The sequence below is a fragment of the Asticcacaulis sp. P4_H10 genome, from assembly GCF_056400965.1.
In genome coordinates, this window is sequence record NZ_JBFUKH010000010.1 from 122,194 (window position 1) to 143,215 (window position 21,022).

General features: G+C 60.7%; 20 protein-coding genes. 11 read left to right on the forward strand and 9 right to left on the reverse strand.

The window, feature by feature from the left end:
* Positions 1 to 5 precede the first annotated feature (5 nt).
* The 4 genes from AC1DON_RS18555 (at position 6) to AC1DON_RS18570 (ending at position 4,957) form a co-directional block, all read left to right on the forward strand.
* On the forward strand, positions 6 to 1,712 hold the full coding sequence (locus AC1DON_RS18555; RefSeq protein WP_476936300.1) for an Hsp70 family protein: 1,707 nt from the start codon (positions 6 to 8) through the stop codon (positions 1,710 to 1,712).
* Positions 1,709 to 3,418, forward strand: a complete 1,710-nt coding sequence (locus AC1DON_RS18560; RefSeq protein WP_476936301.1) for a hypothetical protein — start codon at positions 1,709 to 1,711, stop codon at positions 3,416 to 3,418. Before AC1DON_RS18555 ends, AC1DON_RS18560 begins: the two co-directional genes overlap by 4 nt.
* Positions 3,419 to 3,479: 61 nt before the next feature.
* Entirely contained in the window at positions 3,480 to 4,613 is a 1,134-nt protein-coding gene (locus AC1DON_RS18565) for a GNAT family N-acetyltransferase (protein ID WP_476936302.1), read from the forward strand.
* Positions 4,614 to 4,630: 17 nt separating this feature from the next.
* Positions 4,631 to 4,957 (forward strand): Mpo1-like protein, encoded by a 327-nt coding sequence (locus AC1DON_RS18570; protein ID WP_476936303.1) that lies wholly within the window; start codon positions 4,631 to 4,633, stop codon positions 4,955 to 4,957.
* Here the strand turns inward: AC1DON_RS18570 and AC1DON_RS18575 are convergent.
* From AC1DON_RS18575 to crcB, 4 genes are read right to left on the reverse strand one after another with little or no spacing between them, the layout of a single operon-like run.
* Positions 4,944 to 5,687 (reverse strand): ATP12 family chaperone protein, encoded by a 744-nt coding sequence (locus AC1DON_RS18575; RefSeq protein WP_476936304.1) that lies wholly within the window; start codon positions 5,685 to 5,687, stop codon positions 4,944 to 4,946. The two genes, AC1DON_RS18570 and AC1DON_RS18575, sit on opposite strands and share 14 nt — an antisense overlap.
* Positions 5,684 to 6,364, reverse strand: a complete 681-nt coding sequence (locus AC1DON_RS18580; RefSeq protein ID WP_476936305.1) for an HAD-IA family hydrolase — start codon at positions 6,362 to 6,364, stop codon at positions 5,684 to 5,686. The genes AC1DON_RS18575 and AC1DON_RS18580 overlap by 4 nt, the downstream gene beginning before the upstream one ends.
* Positions 6,361 to 7,368, reverse strand: coding sequence for an RluA family pseudouridine synthase (locus tag AC1DON_RS18585; protein ID WP_476936306.1), 1,008 nt, complete (start codon positions 7,366 to 7,368; stop codon positions 6,361 to 6,363). Before AC1DON_RS18585 ends, AC1DON_RS18580 begins: the two co-directional genes overlap by 4 nt.
* The gene (gene crcB, locus AC1DON_RS18590; RefSeq protein WP_476936307.1) at positions 7,365 to 7,712 is read right to left on the reverse strand and encodes a fluoride efflux transporter CrcB; all 348 of its coding nucleotides are present in this window, start codon (positions 7,710 to 7,712) and stop codon (positions 7,365 to 7,367) included. The genes AC1DON_RS18585 and crcB overlap by 4 nt, the downstream gene beginning before the upstream one ends.
* A 96-nt stretch (positions 7,713 to 7,808) precedes the next feature.
* Between crcB and AC1DON_RS18595 the strand changes: the two genes are divergently transcribed.
* Genes AC1DON_RS18595 through AC1DON_RS18605 form a run of 3 tightly spaced genes read left to right on the forward strand, consistent with a single transcriptional unit; the run spans position 7,809 to position 10,646 of the window.
* Positions 7,809 to 8,240, forward strand: coding sequence for an HIT family protein (locus AC1DON_RS18595; RefSeq protein WP_476936308.1), 432 nt, complete (start codon positions 7,809 to 7,811; stop codon positions 8,238 to 8,240).
* Between the two features lies 1 nt (position 8,241).
* On the forward strand, positions 8,242 to 8,862 hold the full coding sequence (locus AC1DON_RS18600; protein WP_476936309.1) for a histidine phosphatase family protein: 621 nt from the start codon (positions 8,242 to 8,244) through the stop codon (positions 8,860 to 8,862).
* A gap of 47 nt (positions 8,863 to 8,909) precedes the next feature.
* The gene (locus tag AC1DON_RS18605) at positions 8,910 to 10,646 is read left to right on the forward strand and encodes a DUF4153 domain-containing protein (RefSeq protein WP_476936310.1); all 1,737 of its coding nucleotides are present in this window, start codon (positions 8,910 to 8,912) and stop codon (positions 10,644 to 10,646) included.
* On the opposite strand, the gene AC1DON_RS18610 is transcribed toward AC1DON_RS18605, so the two are convergent.
* Together AC1DON_RS18610 and AC1DON_RS18615 are read right to left on the reverse strand one after the other, a co-directional pair.
* Positions 10,647 to 11,648 (reverse strand): LLM class flavin-dependent oxidoreductase, encoded by a 1,002-nt coding sequence (locus AC1DON_RS18610; protein ID WP_476936311.1) that lies wholly within the window; start codon positions 11,646 to 11,648, stop codon positions 10,647 to 10,649.
* Between the two features lie 58 nt (positions 11,649 to 11,706).
* Positions 11,707 to 11,838, reverse strand: a complete 132-nt coding sequence (locus AC1DON_RS18615) for a hypothetical protein (protein ID WP_476936312.1) — start codon at positions 11,836 to 11,838, stop codon at positions 11,707 to 11,709.
* Between the two features lie 151 nt (positions 11,839 to 11,989).
* Here AC1DON_RS18615 and AC1DON_RS18620 point away from each other — a divergent pair, with 151 nt between their 5' ends.
* Positions 11,990 to 13,021, forward strand: coding sequence for an aldo/keto reductase (locus tag AC1DON_RS18620; RefSeq protein ID WP_476936313.1), 1,032 nt, complete (start codon positions 11,990 to 11,992; stop codon positions 13,019 to 13,021).
* A gap of 58 nt (positions 13,022 to 13,079) precedes the next feature.
* Positions 13,080 to 14,375: a hypothetical protein gene (locus AC1DON_RS18625; RefSeq protein WP_476936314.1), complete on the forward strand. Its 1,296-nt coding sequence runs from the start codon at positions 13,080 to 13,082 to the stop codon at positions 14,373 to 14,375.
* 196 nt (positions 14,376 to 14,571) lie between these two features.
* Here AC1DON_RS18625 and clpA read toward each other — a convergent pair whose 3' ends face one another.
* Together clpA and clpS are read right to left on the reverse strand one after the other, a co-directional pair.
* The gene (gene clpA, locus AC1DON_RS18630) at positions 14,572 to 16,908 is read right to left on the reverse strand and encodes an ATP-dependent Clp protease ATP-binding subunit ClpA (protein ID WP_476936315.1); all 2,337 of its coding nucleotides are present in this window, start codon (positions 16,906 to 16,908) and stop codon (positions 14,572 to 14,574) included.
* Between the two features lie 264 nt (positions 16,909 to 17,172).
* A complete protein-coding gene (gene clpS, locus AC1DON_RS18635; protein ID WP_476936468.1) occupies positions 17,173 to 17,502 on the reverse strand; it encodes an ATP-dependent Clp protease adapter ClpS in 330 nt (109 codons plus the stop codon).
* A gap of 356 nt (positions 17,503 to 17,858) precedes the next feature.
* Here clpS and AC1DON_RS18640 point away from each other — a divergent pair, with 356 nt between their 5' ends.
* Both AC1DON_RS18640 and cydB read left to right on the forward strand, forming a co-directional pair.
* Positions 17,859 to 19,289 (forward strand): cytochrome ubiquinol oxidase subunit I, encoded by a 1,431-nt coding sequence (locus tag AC1DON_RS18640; RefSeq protein WP_476936316.1) that lies wholly within the window; start codon positions 17,859 to 17,861, stop codon positions 19,287 to 19,289.
* A complete protein-coding gene (gene cydB / locus AC1DON_RS18645) occupies positions 19,279 to 20,283 on the forward strand; it encodes a cytochrome d ubiquinol oxidase subunit II (protein WP_476936317.1) in 1,005 nt (334 codons plus the stop codon). The genes AC1DON_RS18640 and cydB overlap by 11 nt, the downstream gene beginning before the upstream one ends.
* Positions 20,284 to 20,447: 164 nt before the next feature.
* Here cydB and AC1DON_RS18650 read toward each other — a convergent pair whose 3' ends face one another.
* Positions 20,448 to 20,885 (reverse strand): phasin family protein, encoded by a 438-nt coding sequence (locus AC1DON_RS18650; protein WP_476936318.1) that lies wholly within the window; start codon positions 20,883 to 20,885, stop codon positions 20,448 to 20,450.
* Positions 20,886 to 21,022: the final 137 nt, after the last annotated feature.

Genomic DNA, 21,022 nt, shown 5'->3' on the forward strand with positions numbered 1-21,022 from the left:
TCAGCGTGATAATTGGCATCGATCTCGGCACCACAAACTCGGCCGCGGCGGTCTGGCGTGACGGCAAGGCGGAATTAATTCCGAACAGCCTTGGGCACTACCTCACGCCGTCCGCGGTGGGTCTTGACGACAACGGCGAATTGCTGGTCGGCCTGCCTGCGCGCGAACGCCAGTCCACGCACCCCCAACTGACGGCAACGGCCTTCAAACGTTATATGGGTAGCCAGCGCGCGACCCGTCTGGGCAAGGGCGTCTATGCGCCTGAAGAACTGTCGGCCATGGTATTGCGCAGCTTGAAAGCCGACGCCGAAGCTCTTCTCGCTGAACCGGTAACCGAGGCTGTCATTACCGTCCCGGCCTACTTTAATGACAAACAGCGCAAGGCCACGCGACGGGCGGGTGAGTTGGCAGGTCTCAAGGTCGAGCGACTGCTCAATGAACCGACAGCCGCCGCGCTCGCCTATGGGATTCATAATCTTGAGGACGAATCACGTCTCCTCGTCTTCGATCTCGGCGGCGGCACGTTCGACGTGTCGATTCTCGAAATCTTCGAAGGCGTTATCGAAGTGCGTGCCTCGACCGGCGATAACCGCCTGGGCGGCGAAGACTTCAACGACCTGCTTGTCCGGGCGACCCGCACCAGGTTCGCAAAGGAATTGACCTTCGTCAACGCGGCCGAAGAGGAAGCGCTCACCCAGATCGTGCGCGCCGCCGCCGAACGTGCCAGGCGCGCCCTCTCCTCGGAATCCACAGCCTCGCTGAACCTTGTCTGGAAGGACAAGGCCTACAGTCACGAAATCACGGCCGACCTGTTCGAGAGCCTGGCCGCTCCTCTGCTCGAACGCTTGAAAGAACCGGTGCTGCGGGCGGTGCGAGACAGCGATATGCGTCCTACCGACCTTAATGAGATCGTCCTGGTTGGCGGCGCGACGCGGATGCCGCTGGTTCGACGCACTGTTACGCGCATGTTCGACCGCTTCCCGTCGCACGCCGTCAATCCCGACGAAGCCGTGGCTTTGGGCGCCGCAGTCCAGGCCGGTTTGAAGGCACGCGACGCCGCCCTTCGCGAAGTCGCGGTTACCGACGTCTGCCCCTACAGCCTGGGCGTCGATATTTCGGAACGGCTGGACAACGGCAATATGCGGGGCGGGCTGTTCGCGCCTGTCATCGAACGCAATATTGCTGTCCCGGCCAGCCGGGTGGAAACCTTCTCGACGATGCAGAGCGGCCAAACCGTCGTCGAATTCGCCATCTATCAGGGCGAGTCGCGCTACGTCGCGGACAACATCAAGCTGGGAAATATCTCTGTCCCCGTGCCGCCACGGCCGGCCGGAGAGGTCCAGATCGAGTGCCGCTTTACATACGATATCAATGGCCTGATCGAAATCGATGTCCACGTGCCTTTAACCGGAGAACGACGCCAGCTTGTCATTGTGGATGATGACGGGCCGACCGGGGCCGACCTGGAAAAGCAGCGCAAGGCCTTGGAAAAGCTGAAGGTCCATCCGCGCGAAAGCGACGCCTCCCGCGCAGCGCTGGCACGCGCCAACCGCTGCTACGAAAATTTCCTCGGCGACAAACGCGCAATGGTCGGCCATCTGATCAGTCAGTTCGAGACCGTTCTCGACGCCCAGGATCCGCGCCAAATCGAACGTGCCCGCGCTGAACTCACACAGGCGCTGGACCGGCTCGAAGGCGAGACCTTCCTTTGAGTCGCCCGTCGATCTGGAAAACACTCGGCATATCGCGCAGCCAGGACCGCACCGAAATCCGCCGCGCCTATGCCAAAAAACTGAAAGTCACCAATCCGGAAGACGATCCCGAAGGGTTCAAGGTGCTGCGCGCCGCTTACGAAGAGGCGCTCGACTACGCCGACAACCGCTTTGTGACGCATGATCTGGACGAGACAGAGGACGAAGTTGCGGCGACGGACACAAACACGCACGACGGCCAGGTACCATTGCGCGCCGACGCGGCCGAGACCTACACGACGCCTGTCGTCGATGAGGTCACGGACAGCTTTTTCGCCGCCCGCGCAACGCTGGAAACCCAGTTGCAGGCTAGATCGGCTGCGAGTGAGGACGACCGCCTGGCGTCTCTCGCCCTGATCCTGTCCTCCCCCATGCTCGACAATATTGAAACGCGCAGCGCAGCGGAGATGTGGCTGGCCGACCTGGTGTCGCGCAATCAGCCAAGATCCGATGCGCTGATTCCAGGTCTGGTAGAACGCTTCGGCTGGAACAATCGCCGCATCGATCGTCATCGGGCCTATGCTGTCCTCCAGGTTTTGCAGCGCGAGGCCGATCTCGTCTTCTTACGCGCCGTCAGGCGGGGGACCGACCTCGACACCGACGCGTGGCAGATATTAAGCCGCCCCCCGGAGCCACCAACGCTGTGGCGCCGGCTATGGCCAAAGGTATCCCGATCCGAAATCAAAAACTTCCTTGACCGCATCCGCAACGATCATCCGACGGTTATCGATGACCTCAACGCGGACAGCATCCGCAGGTGGGAAAAGGATGGAGAGACACGCGACCTGTTCGACCAGGTTCGCATATGCTTGTTGGTCCTTTTTCCAATCGGCGTTTGCGCCATGCTGTGTGTCTGGTTGGGCTGGGGCTTGCATCCAGCGCTGATCGCCATTCCCGTGACAATCCCACTTCTGGCAGTCGGCGGCGTCCTGATCTTTGAGTACGGCTATTGCCGCACACGTCAGTGGTGGGCAGGCAACTGGCGCCTGCAACGGAACGGCTTTCTGGTGTTCGGCTGGGGACCGGCGCTTATCGCGATATTGTGTCTGGCAGCCGCACCGGCATCGATCTGGCTGACCGCCATTGTTGCCGTCCTGTCGGTTACCGTCGCATTGTGGGCCGCGATCGTCGGGGATCCCGACAAGAGCCAACATTCCTGGCCTTGGCAAATCCGCCTCTTCGTTGCCGAACTTTTCCTTGTGGCCTGGTGGGTTTGCGCGCTGTGGGACGTTCCAATGGCCGCCGCCGTGCAGATGACACCACCTGTCATTGCCGCAACCCTGGTCAGCGGCTTCGGTCGCATGCCGTTATTTCACAAGTGGTTGATAATCCATCCCTGGGGTCAGCGAGTCATCCTGGTCGCCCTGATGGCAGCCATAGCCGGGGCCATTCTTCTGCTGTGGCAAAGCTACGCCGTTGCCGACTGGAAGACGCCTGCCTTCGCTTGCGCCGCCATCATGGTCCTGCTGCATCGCGTTCCAACGCTCGCCATAGCCCACTGGACGGCCGGCTTTCGTTATGTCGTCGCCTACGGCGTGTTGTTTATCGCGCGTACGCAAGGCGGTGAGATGATGACTCTGGCTTTTGCCGGATCGGTCCTGCTGCTGTGGGCCGCGTTAAACTCCGTCCTGGCGCTGTACAACACGTGGCGCAAAGCCACCGGATAAGTTTACCGCTTATCACGTAAAGGCCCTTCACCCTGTGGAACGACAAGGCTATTGTCGGCACATGAGCTCCCCCGTCCTTTCCCTGCACGACCGCATCGCCGATATCGGTGAGGCCGCGTGGGATGCCCTGCTGCCCGATCAGAACCCCTTCACCACCTTCGCCTATCTCGAAGCGCTGGAAAGCACGGGCTGCGTCGGTGAAGAGTCTGGATGGCAGCCGGCGCACCTGGCCTTGCGTGACGGGGGGGCCGTCATCGGTGCCATGCCGCTCTACATCAAGTATCATTCGATGGGCGAATATGTCTTCGACCACGCCTGGGCGAAGGCCTATGAACAGGCCGGCGGTGACTATTATCCCAAGCTGCAATCGTCTATTCCGTTTACGCCCGTAACCGGTCCGCGTCTGCTCAGCCGCCATGCGGCGACACGCGCAGCCCTTCTCGACGCCGCCGTGCGCGTCTGCGATCAGAACCGCCTGTCGTCGCTGCACATCACCTTTCCGCTTGAAGACGAGTGGCTGAGCGCGGGCGAACAGAACATGCTGTTGCGCCAGGACCAGCAGTTCTGGTTCGACAATCCTGGCTATGGCAGCTTTGACGACTTCCTGGCCGCCCTGTCGTCCAACCGCCGCAAGGTCATCCGCCGCGAACGCCGCGACGTCCAGGCGCAGTTGTCATTCAAACTGCTGACCGGCCACGACATCACCGAAGGCCATCTCGACGAGATGTACGCCTTCATCCAGAACACCTATGACCGCAAATGGGGCCAGCCCTACCTGACGCGCGCCTTCTTCTCGGTCGTCACAGAACGGATGCGCGACCGCATTCTTCTGGTCTTTGCCTATGATGGCGAACAAGCCGTCGCCGGCGCCATCAACTTTATCGGCAGCGATATCCTCTATGGCCGCCAGTGGGGCGCCACGGTCGATGTCCCCTTCCTGCATTTCGAAGTCTGCTACTACCAGGCCATGGACTATGCCATCACCCACGGCCTCAAACGCGTCGAAGCCGGAACCCAGGGCGAACACAAGCTGATGCGCGGCTACCTGCCCCACCCCGTCTATTCCGCCCACTATATCCGCGATGCCCGCCTGCGCCGGCCGGTCGCCGACTACCTGGAACGCGAACGCGTCGCCGTCGTCGAACAGATGGAACTGATGGAGGCCGAAGCCTCGCCATTCAAAAAAGGCGAATAAGGGCGTATGATCGCCGAATGGACCGCCACCGCACCTATTCGGCCTTTTTCGACTTCTACCTCGGCGAACACAGCCGGCCGCTGACGCGCGCCCTGCACTATGTGGGCTCGAGTTGCGGCATCGCGGCGCTGATCGCCACCGTATGGACTGGCAATCCTTTATGGATATTGGCGGGGCTGCTGGCCGGATACGGCTGCGCCTGGATCGGGCATTTTTTCGTCGAGCACAACAGACCGGCGACGTTCAAATATCCGATGTGGTCGTTTATCGGCGACTACCACATGTTCTTCCTGTGGTTGGCCGGTCAGCTTGGCAAGCGCATGGCCCGCGCTAAAGCGCCCTGAACCAGACATCGAGGCTCTTCGCCTGAACCTGCATCGATGCCGCGCGTTTTGCGGCTTCTTCGTCGCGGCCCCAGGTCTCGGTCTGAAAATCCTCACCAACGCGCGATGCCGCAAAGGCCGCCTCGCCGTCGATCCGGCCTTTCCATACAGCCAGGGCCAGCACGACCGAACCAAACAATGGAATGGCCGACATCAGGCCTGCGCGCTCGTAGGCCGAAGCGTTTTCGACCAGCGCCGCAATGCGCGTGGCGGTTTCCGCCGGCTGCGGCCTATGGATCAGGGTGCGGTTCTGGTGAAATTCGAGGCCAAGCTCTTCCTTGGCCCAACCGAGCAAAGGCAGCCATGCGGCATCCTCGCGTTCGGTCAATGCCGTTGGATATTCCGATGGATAGCAGACCAGATCGGTCTCGGTATAGCGCAACACCTCGGCGACGGTTTCACCTACCAGCGTATCCATGCGATCGACTGCGGCAAAGCCCAGGCGCGTCAATGGCATGTCTTCATAGCCGACATATTCACCGACAGTGGCCCATTCCCCGGCAACCTGCCCGGCGACAGCCAGGGTCGGAAAGCGCAGCACGTGGCCCTGCGGCGTCTTGACTGCCCGGCCATCGAGGTGGATTTCGAACTCTTCCGCGACTTGGGCAGGCACAGCTTCGTGCCAGAAGCGCTTGGGGCGGTGGCCCAGTTGGTCACTCTTCTTCGAAGGGGCTTCGGCCTTGTAGGTCATGTCGCAGCCTTTACATCTTCGGGCACAAACGCATCCAGCGCAGCGTTCAGTTCGTCGAAATCGTGGACGATGATGTGGGCACCGGCGGCTTTCAGCTCGTCGACCGTATGAAAGCCCCACGACACGCCAATGGTATGGACGCCGGCGCTCAAACCCATGCGGATATCATGCGACGTATCGCCGATCATCACCGTCTGATGCGGATCGACACCGACATGATCGAGATTGCGCTCAAGCATATGCGGGTGCGGCTTGCTTGGGCCGTCATCGGCGCAGAAGCTGCAGTCGAAAATGCCGTGCCAGTCATAGACCGCAGTGTTGCGCTCGATGCCGCGGCGCGACTTACCCGTCGCCATGCCCATCAGCCAGCCCTCGGCCTTCAGGCGACGCAGGCAGGCATCGGCGCCATCATAGAGCGGCTCATGGAAATCGGGCTGGGCGTGCGCGCGGATAAAGGACTGCTTGTATTCGGAGGCGTAGCGCTCGGCGACATCCAGCGCCAGATCAGGCCGCATGCTCTGGATCGCTTCCAGCAAGGACAGGCCGACAATCTGGCGGACGTCCTCGTAAGTCGGCTCCGAAAGACCAAGTATCGCTGCTGCTTCCTGCAAGCCTTTCAGAATCGAGGCGCGGCTATCCACCAGCGTCCCATCGACATCCCAAACGGCTAGTCTCATCTACGGCTCTTCTTGCTCTTCTTCACAAACGGATCGGCTTCGGCATCATGCCAGTCGAAGCCGAAGCGTTCAAACCCCGCCTTGATAACCGGATCGAGCGGGGCTTCGACAATCAGCGTGCCCTGCGTCGGGTGCGGCAGTTCGATACGGCGGTGATGCAGTTGCAGCCCCAGACCTTGGGACAGGTCGCCACTCGCCTCGGTGCCGTATTTCGGATCGCCCAGAATGGGGTGACCCACGGCCTGCATGTGGGCCCGCAGCTGGTGCGTTCGGCCGGTATGCGGGCGCAAGCCCATCCAAGACACGCGCGGACCGGCGCGGCCGATGGTGACGTATTCGGTCTCGGCCACTTCTGCGCCCGGTTCCTTCGGGTCGGCGACCTGGACGATTTCACGGTCGTGGAAGCCCTTCTTGACCAGCGGCACGTCGATATAGCCATCTTCCGGCTTGGGGTTGCCGACGACCAAAGCCCAGTAGGTCTTGTTGGCCCGGCGCTTGGCAAACGCGCCGGCCAGGCGCGCGGCAGCCGCCGGAGACTTGCCCAGCAGCAGCACGCCCGACGTATCGCGGTCGAGACGGTGGACCAGGCGCGGGCGTTCCAGCCCTTCGCCCCACGCCGACAGCAGCCGGTCGATATGGTTCTTGGTCTTGGTTCCGCCCTGGACCGCCAGGCCCGACGGCTTGTTGAGGGCGATGACGTCCTCGTCCTCGTAGATGACCATGGAACGCGCGAACTTGATTTCCTGCGGGCTCAGCGTCGCGCGCTCGCGCTTCTGCTGGTCCTCGGTCGGCGCGTCCGGCAGCGGCGGTACGCGCACGGTCTGGCCCGTGGTCAGGCGGGTATCGGCCTTGACCCGGCCGCCGTCGACACGCACCTGCCCCGATCGGACCAGCTTGTTCAGTACGACGTGATTGATATGCGGCCAGCGGCGCTTGAAAAACTTGTCGAGGCGTACCCCGTCCTCGCCGTCCGTGACGTAGAGGGTTTTGACTTCTTTACTCATGCGGCAACCTTTCGCACGATGAACAGCCCCAGCGCAACCGCGCAGACCGATAATACCACCGACAGACCGGCATAAAGTAACGCCGGCATATACTCACGGCGCTCCAGCATCTGGACCGTCTCCAGCGAAAACGACGAAAAGGTCGTAAACCCGCCCAACACGCCCGTCGCAAGCAGCAGACGCATGCGTTCGCCTTCCCCGGGATTACGCAGGATAAAGCCCATGACCAGCCCCATCAGCAGCCCGCCCAGCACATTCGCAGCAAAGGTGCCGTAGGGCCAACTGCCGTTCAGCCAGCGTCCCAGGCCGTACCGCGCCCCCGATCCAAGGGTGCCACCTATCATGACAAGAAAAACATTCAGCATAAGGCGGTATTACGCCTCTTGGCCCAGGGTGCATAGTCCACTAAGTAGCCAATATTAAAATGAAGGACGCAACCCATGAGCCTCGATCTGACCTACGACGCCGGCAATATCTTCGCCAAGATTATCGCCGGCGATATCCCGTCCGCAAAGGTGCACGAGGATGATCGCACGCTCAGCTTCATGGACGCCTTTCCGCAGGCGAAGGGCCACACCCTGGTCATCCCCAAGGTCAATGCCTGCAACCTGTTCGACATCTCGCCAAAAGACCTGCGCGACCTGGTCGGCAAGACGCAGCGGATCGCCCGTGCCGTTCGCGATGCGCTTGAGCCCGACGGCGTGCGCATCATGCAGTTCAATGGTGAGGCAGCGGGGCAGACCGTCTTCCACCTCCACTTCCATATCCTGCCGGTGTGGAATGACACCGCCGACGGTAAGCATGCTTCGGGTAAGATGGCCGACCTGGGGGAATTGAACGCGTTGGCCGAACAGATCAGGGCCAAGCTGTAAGATGTTCTTCGTTCTTCGCCACGGCCAGACCGACTGGAACGTCGAAGCCCGCCTTCAGGGCTCGACCGACATTCCGCTCAACGAGACGGGCCGCAGACAGGCGCGCGCCGCTGCGGCCTTCTTCGCCGACAAAGGCCTGACGAAGATCGTTGCGAGCCCGCTGATCCGCGCCCATGAAACGGCGCGTCTGGTCGGCGAGCAACTGGGCCTGGAACCGGTCATCGACGCCCGGCTAATCGAGCGCAATTTCGGCCAGTTCGAAGGCATGACGATCGACGAAGTTCATCAGCACCGCGAAGAGATGCGCGAGCACATGAACCCGGCGGCGGACATCGACGGTAAGCACTATCCATGGAATGCCGAATCCTTGGCGTCTGTCATCGATCGCGTCTTCGACTGCGTCAACGCCTACCGCCATGACGACACCTGCCTGTTCGTCTGCCACGGCATCCCGTTCCGCGCCATTTCGCGCAAGTTCATCGACGACATGTATTCCAGCCCGAACTGCGCGCCGGTCATGTTCGATGATGCAGATGGCAAATGGCGCATGGTCGCGCTCGATCCCGACAATGCCCCGATCCAGCAGATCTACAATGCCCAGACCACCATGGGACGGATTTAACTGTCACCTATAGTGTGTTAACCTTTCCCCCAAATCAGGGGGATGACATGCCGGCCAACAGCACATTTACACCGCAACAGGCCTTCATCTTCAGGCTGGCGGTAGGTCTTGTCTTCGGCCTCGGGCTTGCCTGGCTTACCGATCAGCCCGGCGCTGCGCGGATGGAAAACTGGCATCCCGAAACCTGGCGCATCGCCGCCACCTCCACGCTTGGCCTAGGCGCCTTCATCTTCTGGGCCGGCGCCGGCGCCATGCGCCGCCTGAGCCTGACCGTGTGGGGCGTGGCCGCCCTGGCGCTTATCGCCTTTATCAGTTGGAGCCACGCTGCCGGCGACGCCACTTACGCCGCCTTCTTCAGCCAGAGCAGCTTCCTGATCTACCCCTTCCTGTTCATCATGCACGAACTGGTCAGCAGCGGCGACCAAGCGCGGAAAATCATCGCGCCCTATCCGACCTATTTCGACGAAGCGTGGAAGCGCGGTGTGCAACTGGCTCTGTCGATCCTGTTCACCGCACTGTTCTGGGCCATACTGTGGCTGGGAGCGGCGCTGCTCGGCTTTATAGGCTTCAACTGGCTGAAAGACCTGCTGAGCGAGTCGTACTTCGCGTGGCCGATGACGGGCCTCGCCTTTGCCGCAGCTGTGCATCTCGGTGACGTCCAGCCCAAGCTTATGGCCGGCTTCCGCGCCCTCGTCCTCGGCGTCCTGTCGTGGCTCCTGCCGGTCATCTCCCTGATAGGCGTCGTCTTTGCCGCCTCATTGTGCGTCAGCGGACTTGAGCCGCTGTGGAAGACCAAGGCCGCGACAGCGTCGCTGCTCGCCGCCTGCGTGGCGCTCGTCCTGCTGATCAACGCCGCCTATCAGCAAGGCGATGAAGAACGGCCGGTTCACACCATCATGAAGTGGTCGGCACGGCTGGCCTGCGGCTTGATGCTGGTCTTTTCGGTACTGGCCGCCTTCAGCCTCGCCCTCCGTGTCGGGCAATATGGCCTGACGCCCGAACGCGTCCTGGCCGGCGTTGGCGTCATTGTCGCCGTCATCTATGGTATTGGCTATACGATTGCCGCCGTCTGGCCGAAGGACCGCTGGCTGAACCTGCTGGAGCCGATCAATATCGGCCTGGCCTTTATCAAGGCCGTACTGCTTCTGGCGGTGCTGACGCCGGTCGCCGATCCGAACCGTCTGAGCGTCGAAAGCCAGGTGGCGCGTGTCCAATCCGGCAAGGTCACTACCGATCAGTTCGACTGGCAACTCCTGCGTTTCAATACCGGCGCCTATGGCCGCGATGCGCTGAAAACGCTGGCCACGACCGGCAAGACCGAAGCCATCCGCGCCGCGGCGCTGACGGCCAGCCAACTTAAGGCCGACGACCGTTACAACTCCGCCCCTGCGGACACCGCACTAAAAACGCCGTCCCCCAAGCAATTCACGGTCGTCTTCCCCCAAGGCGTGGCCGTACCGCAGGAGTTCTTTGCTCAACGGTTCCGTCTGTACACCCTGCCTGACTGCGCGACAGAAATGACAGCAACCCCGTCGTGCTTCGTAGCGCTGATCGACCTGTCACGCGATGGCAAGCCCGAAATGCTCGTCCTTGACGAGACTCAGGTGACCGTCTTTACGCGCGAAGCGCTCGCCTGGGAGAAGGCTGGAACACTAATCCTGTCGGATACGCAGGCAGCCGATTTCAAAGCTGGTAAGCTTGCAACGCAGCAACCTGAGTTCGACGACCTGAAGGTCGGTGACGCCCGCGTAGAGCGGATGTTTGATATGAAGTCGGCAAATTAGTCAGGCCGCCAGCTTCATGCCGTCGCGCACCTGAGCGAACAACTCGACGGACTTCAGCCGGGCGGCGATGTCGTGGATCGGCACGGAGACGATCAGTTCATCGGCTTCGGTCTGATTGAGGAAGTTACCCAGGCGCTTTGAAATCGTCGCTGTCGAGCCAACCATGGCGTAGCGTAGCATATGATCGATCATCGCCGTCTCTTCCGGCTTCAGATCGGCGACGGCATCGTAACTTGGCTTCGGAAACGGCACGCGGACATTGCGGCGCAGATTGGCGAAGGACTGTTGCATCGAGGTATAGAGGAACTCGGCCTCGGCGTCCGTGTCGGCCGCCACGCCCATGACACCGACCATGGTGTGCGGCTTTTTCAACGCCTCGGACGGCCTGAAATTGCTGCGATAGATGTGAAGCGCATCGAACAGAAGCTCCGGCGCGAAGTGCGAGGCAAAGGCGTAAGGCAGGCCAAGCTGCGCCGCCAGTTGCGCGCTGTAGAGCGATGAGCCCAGAAGCCAGATCGGCACATTGGCATTCATGCCAGGCACGGCCAGAATGCGCTGGTTGTCGTCGGGTGCACCGAAATAGGCCTGAAGTTCCAGAATATCCTGCGGGAAGCTGTCGACGCCATCTCCCATGTTCCGGCGGAGCGCTCGCGCGGTCATCATGTCAGTGCCAGGCGCACGCCCCAGCCCCAGGTCCACCCGGCCGGGAAACAGCGCCTCAAGTGTGCCGAACTGCTCGGCGATCACCAGGGGCGAATGGTTGGGCAGCATGATGCCGCCAGAGCCGATGCGGATCGTCTTTGTCGCCTGGCCGACATGGGCGATGACGATCGAGGTCGCCGCCGAGGCAATGGCCGGCATGCCGTGGTGCTCGGCCAGCCAGTAACGGTCATAGCCGTGCGCTTCCGCCGTCTGCGCCATCCGCGCCGAATTGGCCAAGGCATCGGATACCGTACCGCCTTCGGAAATCTGCGACAGGTCGAGGATGGAAAACGGGATCATGGCGGCACCTGATGAAAGTTATGCCGCTTATGTAGGTGATCCGGTTACGATTGTAAGGCTAGCGGAGGCCGTCAGTGAAACCTTCGCCCAGGCCGATGAAGAAGTCAGGAAACAAGGCGCGCATAATCCATAACAGGCAGAAAGCCGTCAGAATGAACGGAAAGGCACGCTTAGTGGTCGATTTCGCCATGACACTCCCCTCGGTTGCATATCCATCATGATGCAGACGCAGAAATTATCAACAGGAAAGCGTTATCGCGCCGTGGAAATACTCGCCAGTCCTTTGCACCCTGGAAATTGCCTTCCCAAATACAAAGCGCAATCAACCGATGGAGCCTCCCGTGGAATATCGTCAGCTTGGCCGGTCTGGCCTAAAAGTCCCCGTCCTCAGCTACGGCACCGGCACCTTCGGCGGCAAGGGCGATTTCTTTGAGAAGTGGGGCAATGCCGACGTCGCCGAGGCGACCCGGCTTGTCGATATCTGCCTCGACCACGGCATCAACTTCTTCGATACAGCCGACGTCTATTCACGCGGCGCCTCCGAGGAAATCCTGGGCGCGGCGCTGAAAGGCCGGCGCGACAACGCGCTGATCTCGACCAAGGCCAGCTTCACTATGGGCGATGGCCCCAACGACAAGGGCTCTTCGCGCTACCACCTGATCCGTTCGGCCGAAGCCAGTTTGAAGCGCCTCGGCACCGACCATATCGACCTCTACTTCATGCACGGTTTCGATGCGCTGACACCTGTCGATGAAGTGTTGCATACGCTCGATACGCTGATCACCTCGGGTAAGGTCCGCTATATCGGTGTTTCCAATTTCTCCGGCTGGCACCTGATGAAGGCACTGGCGACCTCCGAAAAATACGGCCTGGCGCGCTATGTCGCCTATCAGGGCTATTACTCATTGATCGGCCGCGACTACGAATGGGAGCTGATGCCGCTGGCCCAGGACCAGGGCGTCGGCACCATGGTTTGGTCGCCGCTGGGATGGGGGCGCCTGACCGGCAAGATCAAGCGTGGCCAGGTGCCAAGCGAAGGCCGCATTGCCTCGGGCGGCGAAGGGGGTGGCCCCGCAGTCGATGACGAAACCCTCTACAATGTCGTCGATGTGCTGGAAGAGATCGCGGGCGAAACCGGCAAGACGATCCCGCAGGTGGCGCTCAACTGGCTGCTGCAACGCCCGACCGTGTCCAATGTCGTTGTCGGCGCTCGCAACGAAGCGCAGCTGATCCAGAACCTCGGCGCCGTCGGCTGGAACCTGACGGCGGATCAGGTCGCGCGCCTCGATGCCGTCAGCCGCAAAGCCCCGCCCTACCCGTACTGGCACCAGACGGGTTACAATGATCGAAATCCCAAGCCGACGCAGTGGTAGGCTGATATTTTGTAATCCCCGCCTCCTGTGATAGCCTTTGCGCAAACAGGGGGTGGGAATGAAATACGCCATACGTGGCATCGGCGCCGTCGTCGCGCTGGCGATCATCTATCTTACAACAGCTTTTTTCGTTCCCGCCGCGCGCCTCGGGCCGGTATGCGCACCGATCTATGCGCTCGCCATTCACCTCGGACTTGTAGACGTCAAGTCCGCCGACTGGGGCTATCTCAAGCTGCGTTCCGCAGACTACGGAACCAAGGCTTTGCGCTGGATTGAACGCAACAGCGATCCAAAGACCGCACAGGTTTCCGTCGCCGTCCAAAATCAATGGTTCGAAGCTGGCCACGTCTTTGAAGGCGGACATCTGATTGGCGATACCACGCAGGAGAAGGAAACCACTTTCAAAGATCTCGTCATGCCACAGGACGCCCGGAAGCTCCCGCAAGCTCCTGACACCGGCCAATCCATCCCGGCCAGCTTCTGGCGCGATCAACGCTTTCGTGCCTGCGACCTCGAACCGGCCAACTGCACCTTGCGCATGGCGGACATCACCGGCGACGGAAAGCCGGAAGTGATTGTCGAGTGGCGATATGCAGGGACCTACACGCGCTTTTATGCCAATCCCGTATATGAGGTGGCTTGGGATGTCTTCGGACGGACAGACGATGAATGGACGCTCGTCGCGAAATATTACCCGTGCGAAGTTGAACAGTCTCTGACCGACGGCAAGATGAGGCCGTCCGACCAAAAACTCGATATGCTCTGGATCGACGGACACGCCGTCAATTTCTTCAGCGGAAAGTGTTTCTCATCGCAATCCACCGAAGTCCCAACCAAAGAGCACGATCTGGCGGCCCGCAATATCAAGGCTATCGAAACCTATCCACTTTTGCCGTCTTCTAAACCCCTGCCCCTGTCCCTCAAGGCGGCCATTCTGTCCCGGTCAATCGTGTTGCCACGCGCAGGCGGAGCCCCTATCCGGATGGAGCTGGAAGAGCGGGGTAAGGCCTACAGACCGGATTTCAAAGTCCTTCCGCCTTGTTTCACTGCTGCCCGGCAATGCAAGCTCCTTATCACAGATCTTGATCATGACGGCCGTGAGGATGTCATTGTTCTGGACGCAGATATACGTAGCGTTCGGGAAAGATACCGCGTCGCAAGCCTTCTTATGGAAAAGAAAGGCGCATGGCACCTGATCGACAATCACTCAGTTTGCGTCGAGGCACTATTTGAAGACATGAAGGTTGCGCTCAAACCGGCGAAGTGGCGGGCGCTTGAATTTGCTGGAAAGCTCGTACTGCCCGAAGAAGAAACGGATACCTGCTCAGAAGCTCACCTTTATCCTCTTCTGTAGCCGTGATTAAGAGCACCAGCCTCCTCCACCTCGATACTTTGGTAGTGAAGACTGAAATATCGCAGCCCAGGCTGCACAAATGAAAATCCCCAAGGCCCTGAAGCCTTGGGGATTTTCATTTGTATATCTTAAGCCGCCGGCGCTTCAATCTGCACCGTCAGCGTACGGGGTGCAGGGGACCATGTCCCCTGCAATCTTAATCAACGGCTTCGGTCTTGGAGCCGGCGTTGTCAACGCGGCCCTTGCTCGAGGGCGTGATGTCGAAGGCGATCTTGCCGTCGACCAGCTTGACCAGGATATGGCCGCCCTTGACCAGCTTGCCGAAGAGGATTTCGTCGGCCAGCGGCTTCTTGATGTTTTCCTGGATGACACGCGCCAGAGGACGGGCGCCATACAGTTCATCGTAGCCGTTTTCCGCCAGCCACTTACCCGCATCCTCGGTCAGCTCGATCGAGATATGACGGTCGGCCAGCTGCATTTCCAGCTGCAGGATGAACTTCTCGACGACCTTCGAGATGACTTCCGGCTTCAGTTGCTTGAACGTCACGATGGCGTCCAGGCGGTTGCGGAACTCCGGGGTGAACAGACGCTTGATCGCCTGTTCGTCTTCGCCAGAGACCTTTTCACGGCCAAAGCCGATCGAGTTCTTCTGGTTGTCCGAAGCCCCGGCATTGGTCGTCAGGATCAGAACGACATTGCGGAAGTCGACCTTCTTGCCCACCGCATCCGTCAGCTGGCCATGGTCCATGACCTGCAGCAGGATGTTGTAGATATCCTGGTGCGCCTTTTCGATTTCGTCGAGCAGGACGATCGCGTGCGGTTGTTGATCGACGGCGTCGGTCAACAGGCCGCCCTGGTCGTGGCCGACATAGCCCGGAGGCGCGCCGATGAGACGCGAAACCGTGTGGCGTTCCATGTATTCCGACATGTCGAAGCGCAGCAGGTCGATCCCGAGGGTCACCGCCAATTGCTTGGCGACTTCGGTCTTGCCGACGCCGGTCGGGCCGGAGAACAGGTAGCAGCCAATCGGCTTTTGCGGATCGCGCAGGCCGGCCCGCGACAGCTTGATGGCGGTCGAGAGCTGGTCGATGGCTTCGTCCTGGCCGAAGACAACCTGTTGCAGGTCGGTCTTCAGATCACGCAGCGACTGGGTGTCGTCGCGCGACACCGACTTGGACGGGACACGGGCGATCTTGGAGATGACATATTCGATCTCCTTGGGCCCGATGATCTTCTTACGCTTCGATTCCGGCAGGACCATCTGCAGCGCACCGGCTTCGTCGATCACGTCGATCGCCTTGTCCGGCAGCTTGCGGTCGGTGATATACCGCGCCGCCAGCTCGACGGCGGTCTTGATGGCGGCGTCGGTGTACTTCAGGTGGTGGAAGGTCTCATAGTAAGGCTTGAGACCCTTCAGGATCTTGATGGTGTCGTCGAGCGTCGGCTCATTGACATCGATCTTCTGGAAGCGGCGGACCAGAGCGCGGTCTTTTTCGAAGTGCTGGCGGTACTCCTTGTAGGTGGTGGAGCCCATGCAGCGCAACGTGCCCGCGGCCAGGGCCGGCTTCAGCAGGTTGGAGGCATCCATCGCCCCGCCTGACGTGGCGCCGGCGCCGATGACCGTATGGATTTCGTCGATGAACAGGACGGCATTGGGGTGCGCTTCCAGTTCCTTGACGACCTGCTTGACGCGCTCTTCGAAGTCACCGCGATAGCGGGTGCCTGCCAGCAGCGTGCCCATGTCGAGCGAGTAGATGGTGGCGCCGGCCAGGACTTCCGGAACATCGCCTTCGACGATCTTTTTGGCCAGACCTTCGGCGATGGCGGTCTTGCCGACGCCCGGATCACCGACCAGCAGCGGGTTGTTCTTGGTACGGCGGCACAGGATCTGAATGGCGCGCTCGACTTCGGGACCGCGGCCGATCAAGGGGTCAACCTTGCCGTGACGCGACTTTTCGTTGAGGTCGACGCAGTAGGCGGCCAGAGCGTCGGTCGAACCGGCCTTGCCACCCTTTTCCTCGGAATTGCCACCGCCAGACGGCGTGTTGCCTTCGTCGGTCGCGCCACGAACGGGACGCGGCTCAGAGGCGCCGGGCTTCTTGGCGATGCCGTGCGCGATGTAGTTGACCGCGTCGTAGCGCGTCATTTCCTGCTCCTGCAGGAAGAAGGCGGCGTGCGATTCGCGTTCGGAGAAGATAGCGACCAGGACGTTGGCACCGGTCACTTCGTCACGGCCCGAAGACTGGACGTGGATGACGGCACGTTGGATGACGCGCTGGAAGCCGGCGGTCGGCTTGGCCTCTTCCGAGGACGGCTCGACCAGCGATTTCAGGTCTGTTTCGATATAGGCGTCAAGCGCGGTCCGCAGCTTGGACAGATCCACATTACAGGCGCTCATGACGGCGGCGGCATCGACATCGTCGATCAGCGCCAGCAGGAGGTGCTCAAGAGTGGCGTACTCATGATGATGGGCATTGGCGTGACCGACTGCGCGATGCAGGGTCTCTTCTAATGCGCTGGAAAATGATGGCATGACGACCTCCTAAACCTCAAGCCTACGGTACTGTATACGGCAAAAACTCTAACTTACGGTTTAGGACGTTTTACCTCGTTCAAACTGAACCCGACCTGAACCCAAACTTCACGATAGCCCTCATCATCCGCCCTATTTCCTGACTCAAGAATTAACAAACGCGCTCTCCGGCGCAATTATAGTTAACCCTTTACCCCCATCAGTCTTTCTCCATGGTGCACTGGAGAGGGTGCTGATGGCGGCATCCTTGTTTTGTCGCCATCATCAGTCTTTCTCCATGGTACATTGGAGAGGGTGCTGATGGCGACGGGCCATATCCACCACTTGCGCCACCTTCGTTTCGGCGACCTCATAGGTGTACACACCGCATACGCCCACACCCGTCTGATGGACGTGCAGCATCACCCGCGTCGCGTCCTCGCGCGACTTGTTGAAGAAGCGCTCCAGGACATAGACGACAAATTCCATGGGCGTGTAGTCATCATTGAGGATGAGCACACGATAAAGAGACGGCTTTTGGGGCTTCGGCTTGGCCTCAACCACAGCCAGTGGTGCGCCGGCCGGACGGGTCGATCCCTTGTCCGCTGCCGTAATGCCCAAATAGGTGTCTTCGTTTAAGTCTTCAGATAGCCAAGCGCGCAACAATCGAAACCTCATCTTACCTTTTCGGCCATCTAATGACCCGGCGTCCCGGGGTGATCCTATAGATAGGCCGCTGCATGCGAAGTACAAGATAGCCCAAACCGGGACGCTGCAAATAGGAAATCGCCAATCCGGGTGATCACAGTTTTTTATGAGACGTGACAGAAGGGTGACGAACTGTCGATCGCAATCGCGGCATCCCTGCGGCAAGCGGCCGCGCGGCATGCCGCCACAACGCATAAAGCCTTCCGCGTGGCTATTTTTGCCCTATAATTCGCAAACCGCGTCCCATACGGGGAGCCAAGCATATGCCCGATCTCGATCTTACCGCCGAAATGCTGGCGCGCATCCAGTTCGCCTTCACCGTTTCGTTTCACTTCCTGTTTCCCGCCTTTACCATCGGCCTGGCCTCGTATCTGGCCGTGCTCAACGGCCTGTTCCTGTGGAAGAAGGACGCGGTTTACCTGCGCCTCTTCAATTTCTGGAAGACGATCTTTGCCGTGACCTTCGGCATGGGCGTCGTGTCCGGCATCGTCATGAGCTACCAGTTCGGCACCAACTGGGGCGCGTTCTCGGACAAGGCCGGCGCCGTGATAGGCCCGCTCATGGGCTACGAAGTCCTGACCGCCTTCTTCCTCGAAGCCGGCTTCTTAGGGATCATGCTGTTCGGCCTGAAGCGGGTTGGCCCTAAGCTGCACTTCTTCGCGACCTGCATGGTGGCGGCCGGCACATTGATGTCAGCCTTCTGGATCCTGGCGGCCAACAGCTGGATGCAGACGCCACAGGGCCACGTCCTGACGCCGGAAGGCCTGTTCCAGCCGAAGAGCTGGGTCGAGATCATCTTCAATCCGTCCTTCCCCTACCGCCTTACCCACACTGTCATTGCCGCCTATCTGACGACGGCGTTTGCGGTCGGTGGTGTCGGCGCCTGCCATCTGCTGCGCGATAAGGAGAATCGCCAGGCGCGCATCATGTTCTCGATGGCCATGTGGATGGCGGCGATCGTCACGCCGGTTCAGATCTTTGTCGGCGACCTGCACGGGCTGAACACGCTGGAGCATCAACCCGCCAAGATCGCGGCGATGGAAGGTCACTACGAGACGCACAAGGGCGCTCCGCTGATTCTGTTCGGCATCCCCGACGACAATGCAGAAAAAACGCACTATGCGGTCGAGGTGCCGAAACTGGGCTCGCTCATCCTGGCCCACGATCCGGACGCCGAAATCAAGGGCCTGAAGGAATGGAAGCGTGAGGACCGCCCGCCAGCGCTTATTCCCTTCTTCGCCTTCCGCATAATGGTGGGGCTGGGGCTGCTGATGCTGGCGGTCGGGCTCTGGTCGCTGTGGGCGCGTTACCGCAAGACGCTGTTCAGCGATCGCTGGCTGCACAAGGCCGCCGTGTTTGCCGGTCCAGCCGGATTTATCGCCGTCCTGGCGGGTTGGGTGACCACAGAGGTCGGCCGCCAACCCTATACGGTCTACGGCCTGCTCAGGCGATCGGACAGCCTGTCGAATATCGATGCCCCGGCGGCCGCGGCTTCGCTGATCGCCTTTGTCGTCGTCTACTTCTTCGTCTTCGGCGCCGGCACGTTTTACATCTTTCGCCTGATGGGCACGACGCCGCGCGACACCGACACGCCAGTCCACGAACTGGAAAAGGGCCCGATTCGCGCCAGCGGCATCGCGCCCGGCCCGGCCCAGGGCGAAGGATCGCACCCGGAGAACCACGATGGCCTTTGATCTTCCCACCATCTGGGCAGGCCTGATCGCCTTTGCCGTCCTGGCCTACGTCGTGCTCGACGGCTTTGACCTCGGCGTTGGCATCCTGTTCGCCGTCTTCCCCAACAGGCACGACCGCGATGTGATGACCAATTCGGTAGCACCCGTGTGGGACGGTAACGAAACCTGGCTGGTGCTGGGCGGCGGCGGGCTTCTGGCCGTCTTCCCCCTCGCCTACGCCACAGTCATGCCGGCCCTGTATGCCCCGATCATCGCCATGTTGCTGGCGCTGGTTTTCCGGGGCGTGGCCTTCGAATTCCGCTGGCGGACCGAGCGCTGGCGCCCGGTCTGGGACATGGGTTTCATGCTGGGTTCCGCAGTCGCCGCCTTCACACAGGGCATCGCCCTGGGGGCACTGATCCAGGGCATCCGTATCGAAGACCGCGCCTATGCCGGTGGCTGGTGGGACTGGCTGACGCCTTTCAGCCTGACGACAGGCGTTGCAGTTGTCGTCGGCTATACCTTGCTGGGCGCGACCTGGCTTAACCTGAAGACGCTGGGCGACGTCCAGGTGAAGGCGCGCAAATGGGCGCTGATCACCGCCGTCGGGACGTTGGTGCTCATCGGCGTGGTCAGCCTGTGGACGCCGTTTATCAACCGGCTCTATTTCGAGCGCTGGTTCGGCTGGCCAACCGCCTTCTTCTCGGCCTTCGTGCCGCTGCTGCTGGCGATCTGCGCCTTCCTGCTGTGGCATGGCCTGAAAACCGGCAAGCACCTGCAGCCCTTCCTGGCGGCGCTTGGGCTGTTTGTCCTCAGCTATGCCGGCATAGGTATCAGCTTCTTCCCGTACATTGTTCCGGGCGCCCTGACCTTCCAGCAGGCGGCCGGGCCGGACAAGTCGCTGGGCTTCCTGCTGGTCGGTGCGGCCGTGCTCATCCCGGTGATCCTTGCCTATACCGCCTACGCCTACTGGGTGTTCCGCGGCAAGATCGACCCGAACGAGGGCTATCACTGATGACAAAGAAGCTTATGTGGTTTGCCGGGCTGTGGCTGGCGGGCGTGGCGACTGTGGGGGCGGTCGCGATGGTAATCAAGCTCGCTTTAGGCCAATAAAAAGCCCCGGACGTTTCCGTCCGGGGCTTTTCAATTCAAGTGTCGAACCGGATTAGCGGCCCAATCTTAACGGTAGGACTGGAACTTCTCGACGGCGGCGGTCATGCGCGCGTTGATCGGCTTGAAGGTGTCCTTGAACGAGGTCGACAGGGTCTCGGTCAGCTGGTTCATTTCAGCGACATAGGATTCCATCGACGACTTGGCGTAGCGCGACTGGAGCTCGAGGACTTCCTGGACGCTCTTGGCGCCCTGGAGGGTCTTGCCGGCGGTGACGGCTTCTTCCCAGTTCTTCTTCGCGAAGGCGACAGTCTGCGCGCCGATCGTTTCCGCGCCCTTGGTGGCGGCGGTCAGCGATTCGACGACGGCTTCGACATTGCCCTTCGACAGCGAGTTAACTTCGTTCAGAGCGCCAAGGGTCTTCTCGATCGAATCCTTGAAAGCCTGGTTGCCGGCCAGCGACATGCGCTCGACGGTATTCTTGATGGTGTCTTCGCCCGTTTCCATAGCAGAACTCCGGTTTGGTTTTGTTGGCACTCAATATCCGTGGCGACCGGCCTCAACCTCCAGGGCGCCTCGGTAACTTGGTTATCATATATCGCAGGTGCAGCAAGAGGTCAAGCTTTATTGTGCACCGCACAAAA

What these genes read in the sequence shown, in the direction of transcription:
- cydB (WP_476936317.1), top strand. Translation starts at nt 19,279, where the DNA reads ATGGCCTTTGATCTTCCCACCATCTGGGCAGGCCTGATCGCCTTTGCC.
- AC1DON_RS18625 (WP_476936314.1), top strand. Translation starts at nt 13,080, where the DNA reads ATGAAATACGCCATACGTGGCATCGGCGCCGTCGTCGCGCTGGCGATC.
- AC1DON_RS18575 (WP_476936304.1), bottom strand. Translation starts at nt 5,687, where the DNA reads ATGACCTACAAGGCCGAAGCCCCTTCGAAGAAGAGTGACCAACTGGGC.
- clpA (WP_476936315.1), bottom strand. Translation starts at nt 16,908, where the DNA reads ATGCCATCATTTTCCAGCGCATTAGAAGAGACCCTGCATCGCGCAGTC.
- AC1DON_RS18580 (WP_476936305.1), bottom strand. Translation starts at nt 6,364, where the DNA reads ATGAGACTAGCCGTTTGGGATGTCGATGGGACGCTGGTGGATAGCCGC.
- AC1DON_RS18595 (WP_476936308.1), top strand. Translation starts at nt 7,809, where the DNA reads ATGAGCCTCGATCTGACCTACGACGCCGGCAATATCTTCGCCAAGATT.
- AC1DON_RS18585 (WP_476936306.1), bottom strand. Translation starts at nt 7,368, where the DNA reads ATGAGTAAAGAAGTCAAAACCCTCTACGTCACGGACGGCGAGGACGGG.
- AC1DON_RS18605 (WP_476936310.1), top strand. Translation starts at nt 8,910, where the DNA reads ATGCCGGCCAACAGCACATTTACACCGCAACAGGCCTTCATCTTCAGG.
- AC1DON_RS18565 (WP_476936302.1), top strand. Translation starts at nt 3,480, where the DNA reads ATGAGCTCCCCCGTCCTTTCCCTGCACGACCGCATCGCCGATATCGGT.
- AC1DON_RS18600 (WP_476936309.1), top strand. Translation starts at nt 8,242, where the DNA reads ATGTTCTTCGTTCTTCGCCACGGCCAGACCGACTGGAACGTCGAAGCC.
- crcB (WP_476936307.1), bottom strand. Translation starts at nt 7,712, where the DNA reads ATGATAGGTGGCACCCTTGGATCGGGGGCGCGGTACGGCCTGGGACGC.
- AC1DON_RS18640 (WP_476936316.1), top strand. Translation starts at nt 17,859, where the DNA reads ATGCCCGATCTCGATCTTACCGCCGAAATGCTGGCGCGCATCCAGTTC.
- AC1DON_RS18615 (WP_476936312.1), bottom strand. Translation starts at nt 11,838, where the DNA reads ATGGCGAAATCGACCACTAAGCGTGCCTTTCCGTTCATTCTGACGGCT.
- AC1DON_RS18610 (WP_476936311.1), bottom strand. Translation starts at nt 11,648, where the DNA reads ATGATCCCGTTTTCCATCCTCGACCTGTCGCAGATTTCCGAAGGCGGT.
- AC1DON_RS18570 (WP_476936303.1), top strand. Translation starts at nt 4,631, where the DNA reads ATGGACCGCCACCGCACCTATTCGGCCTTTTTCGACTTCTACCTCGGC.
- AC1DON_RS18650 (WP_476936318.1), bottom strand. Translation starts at nt 20,885, where the DNA reads ATGGAAACGGGCGAAGACACCATCAAGAATACCGTCGAGCGCATGTCG.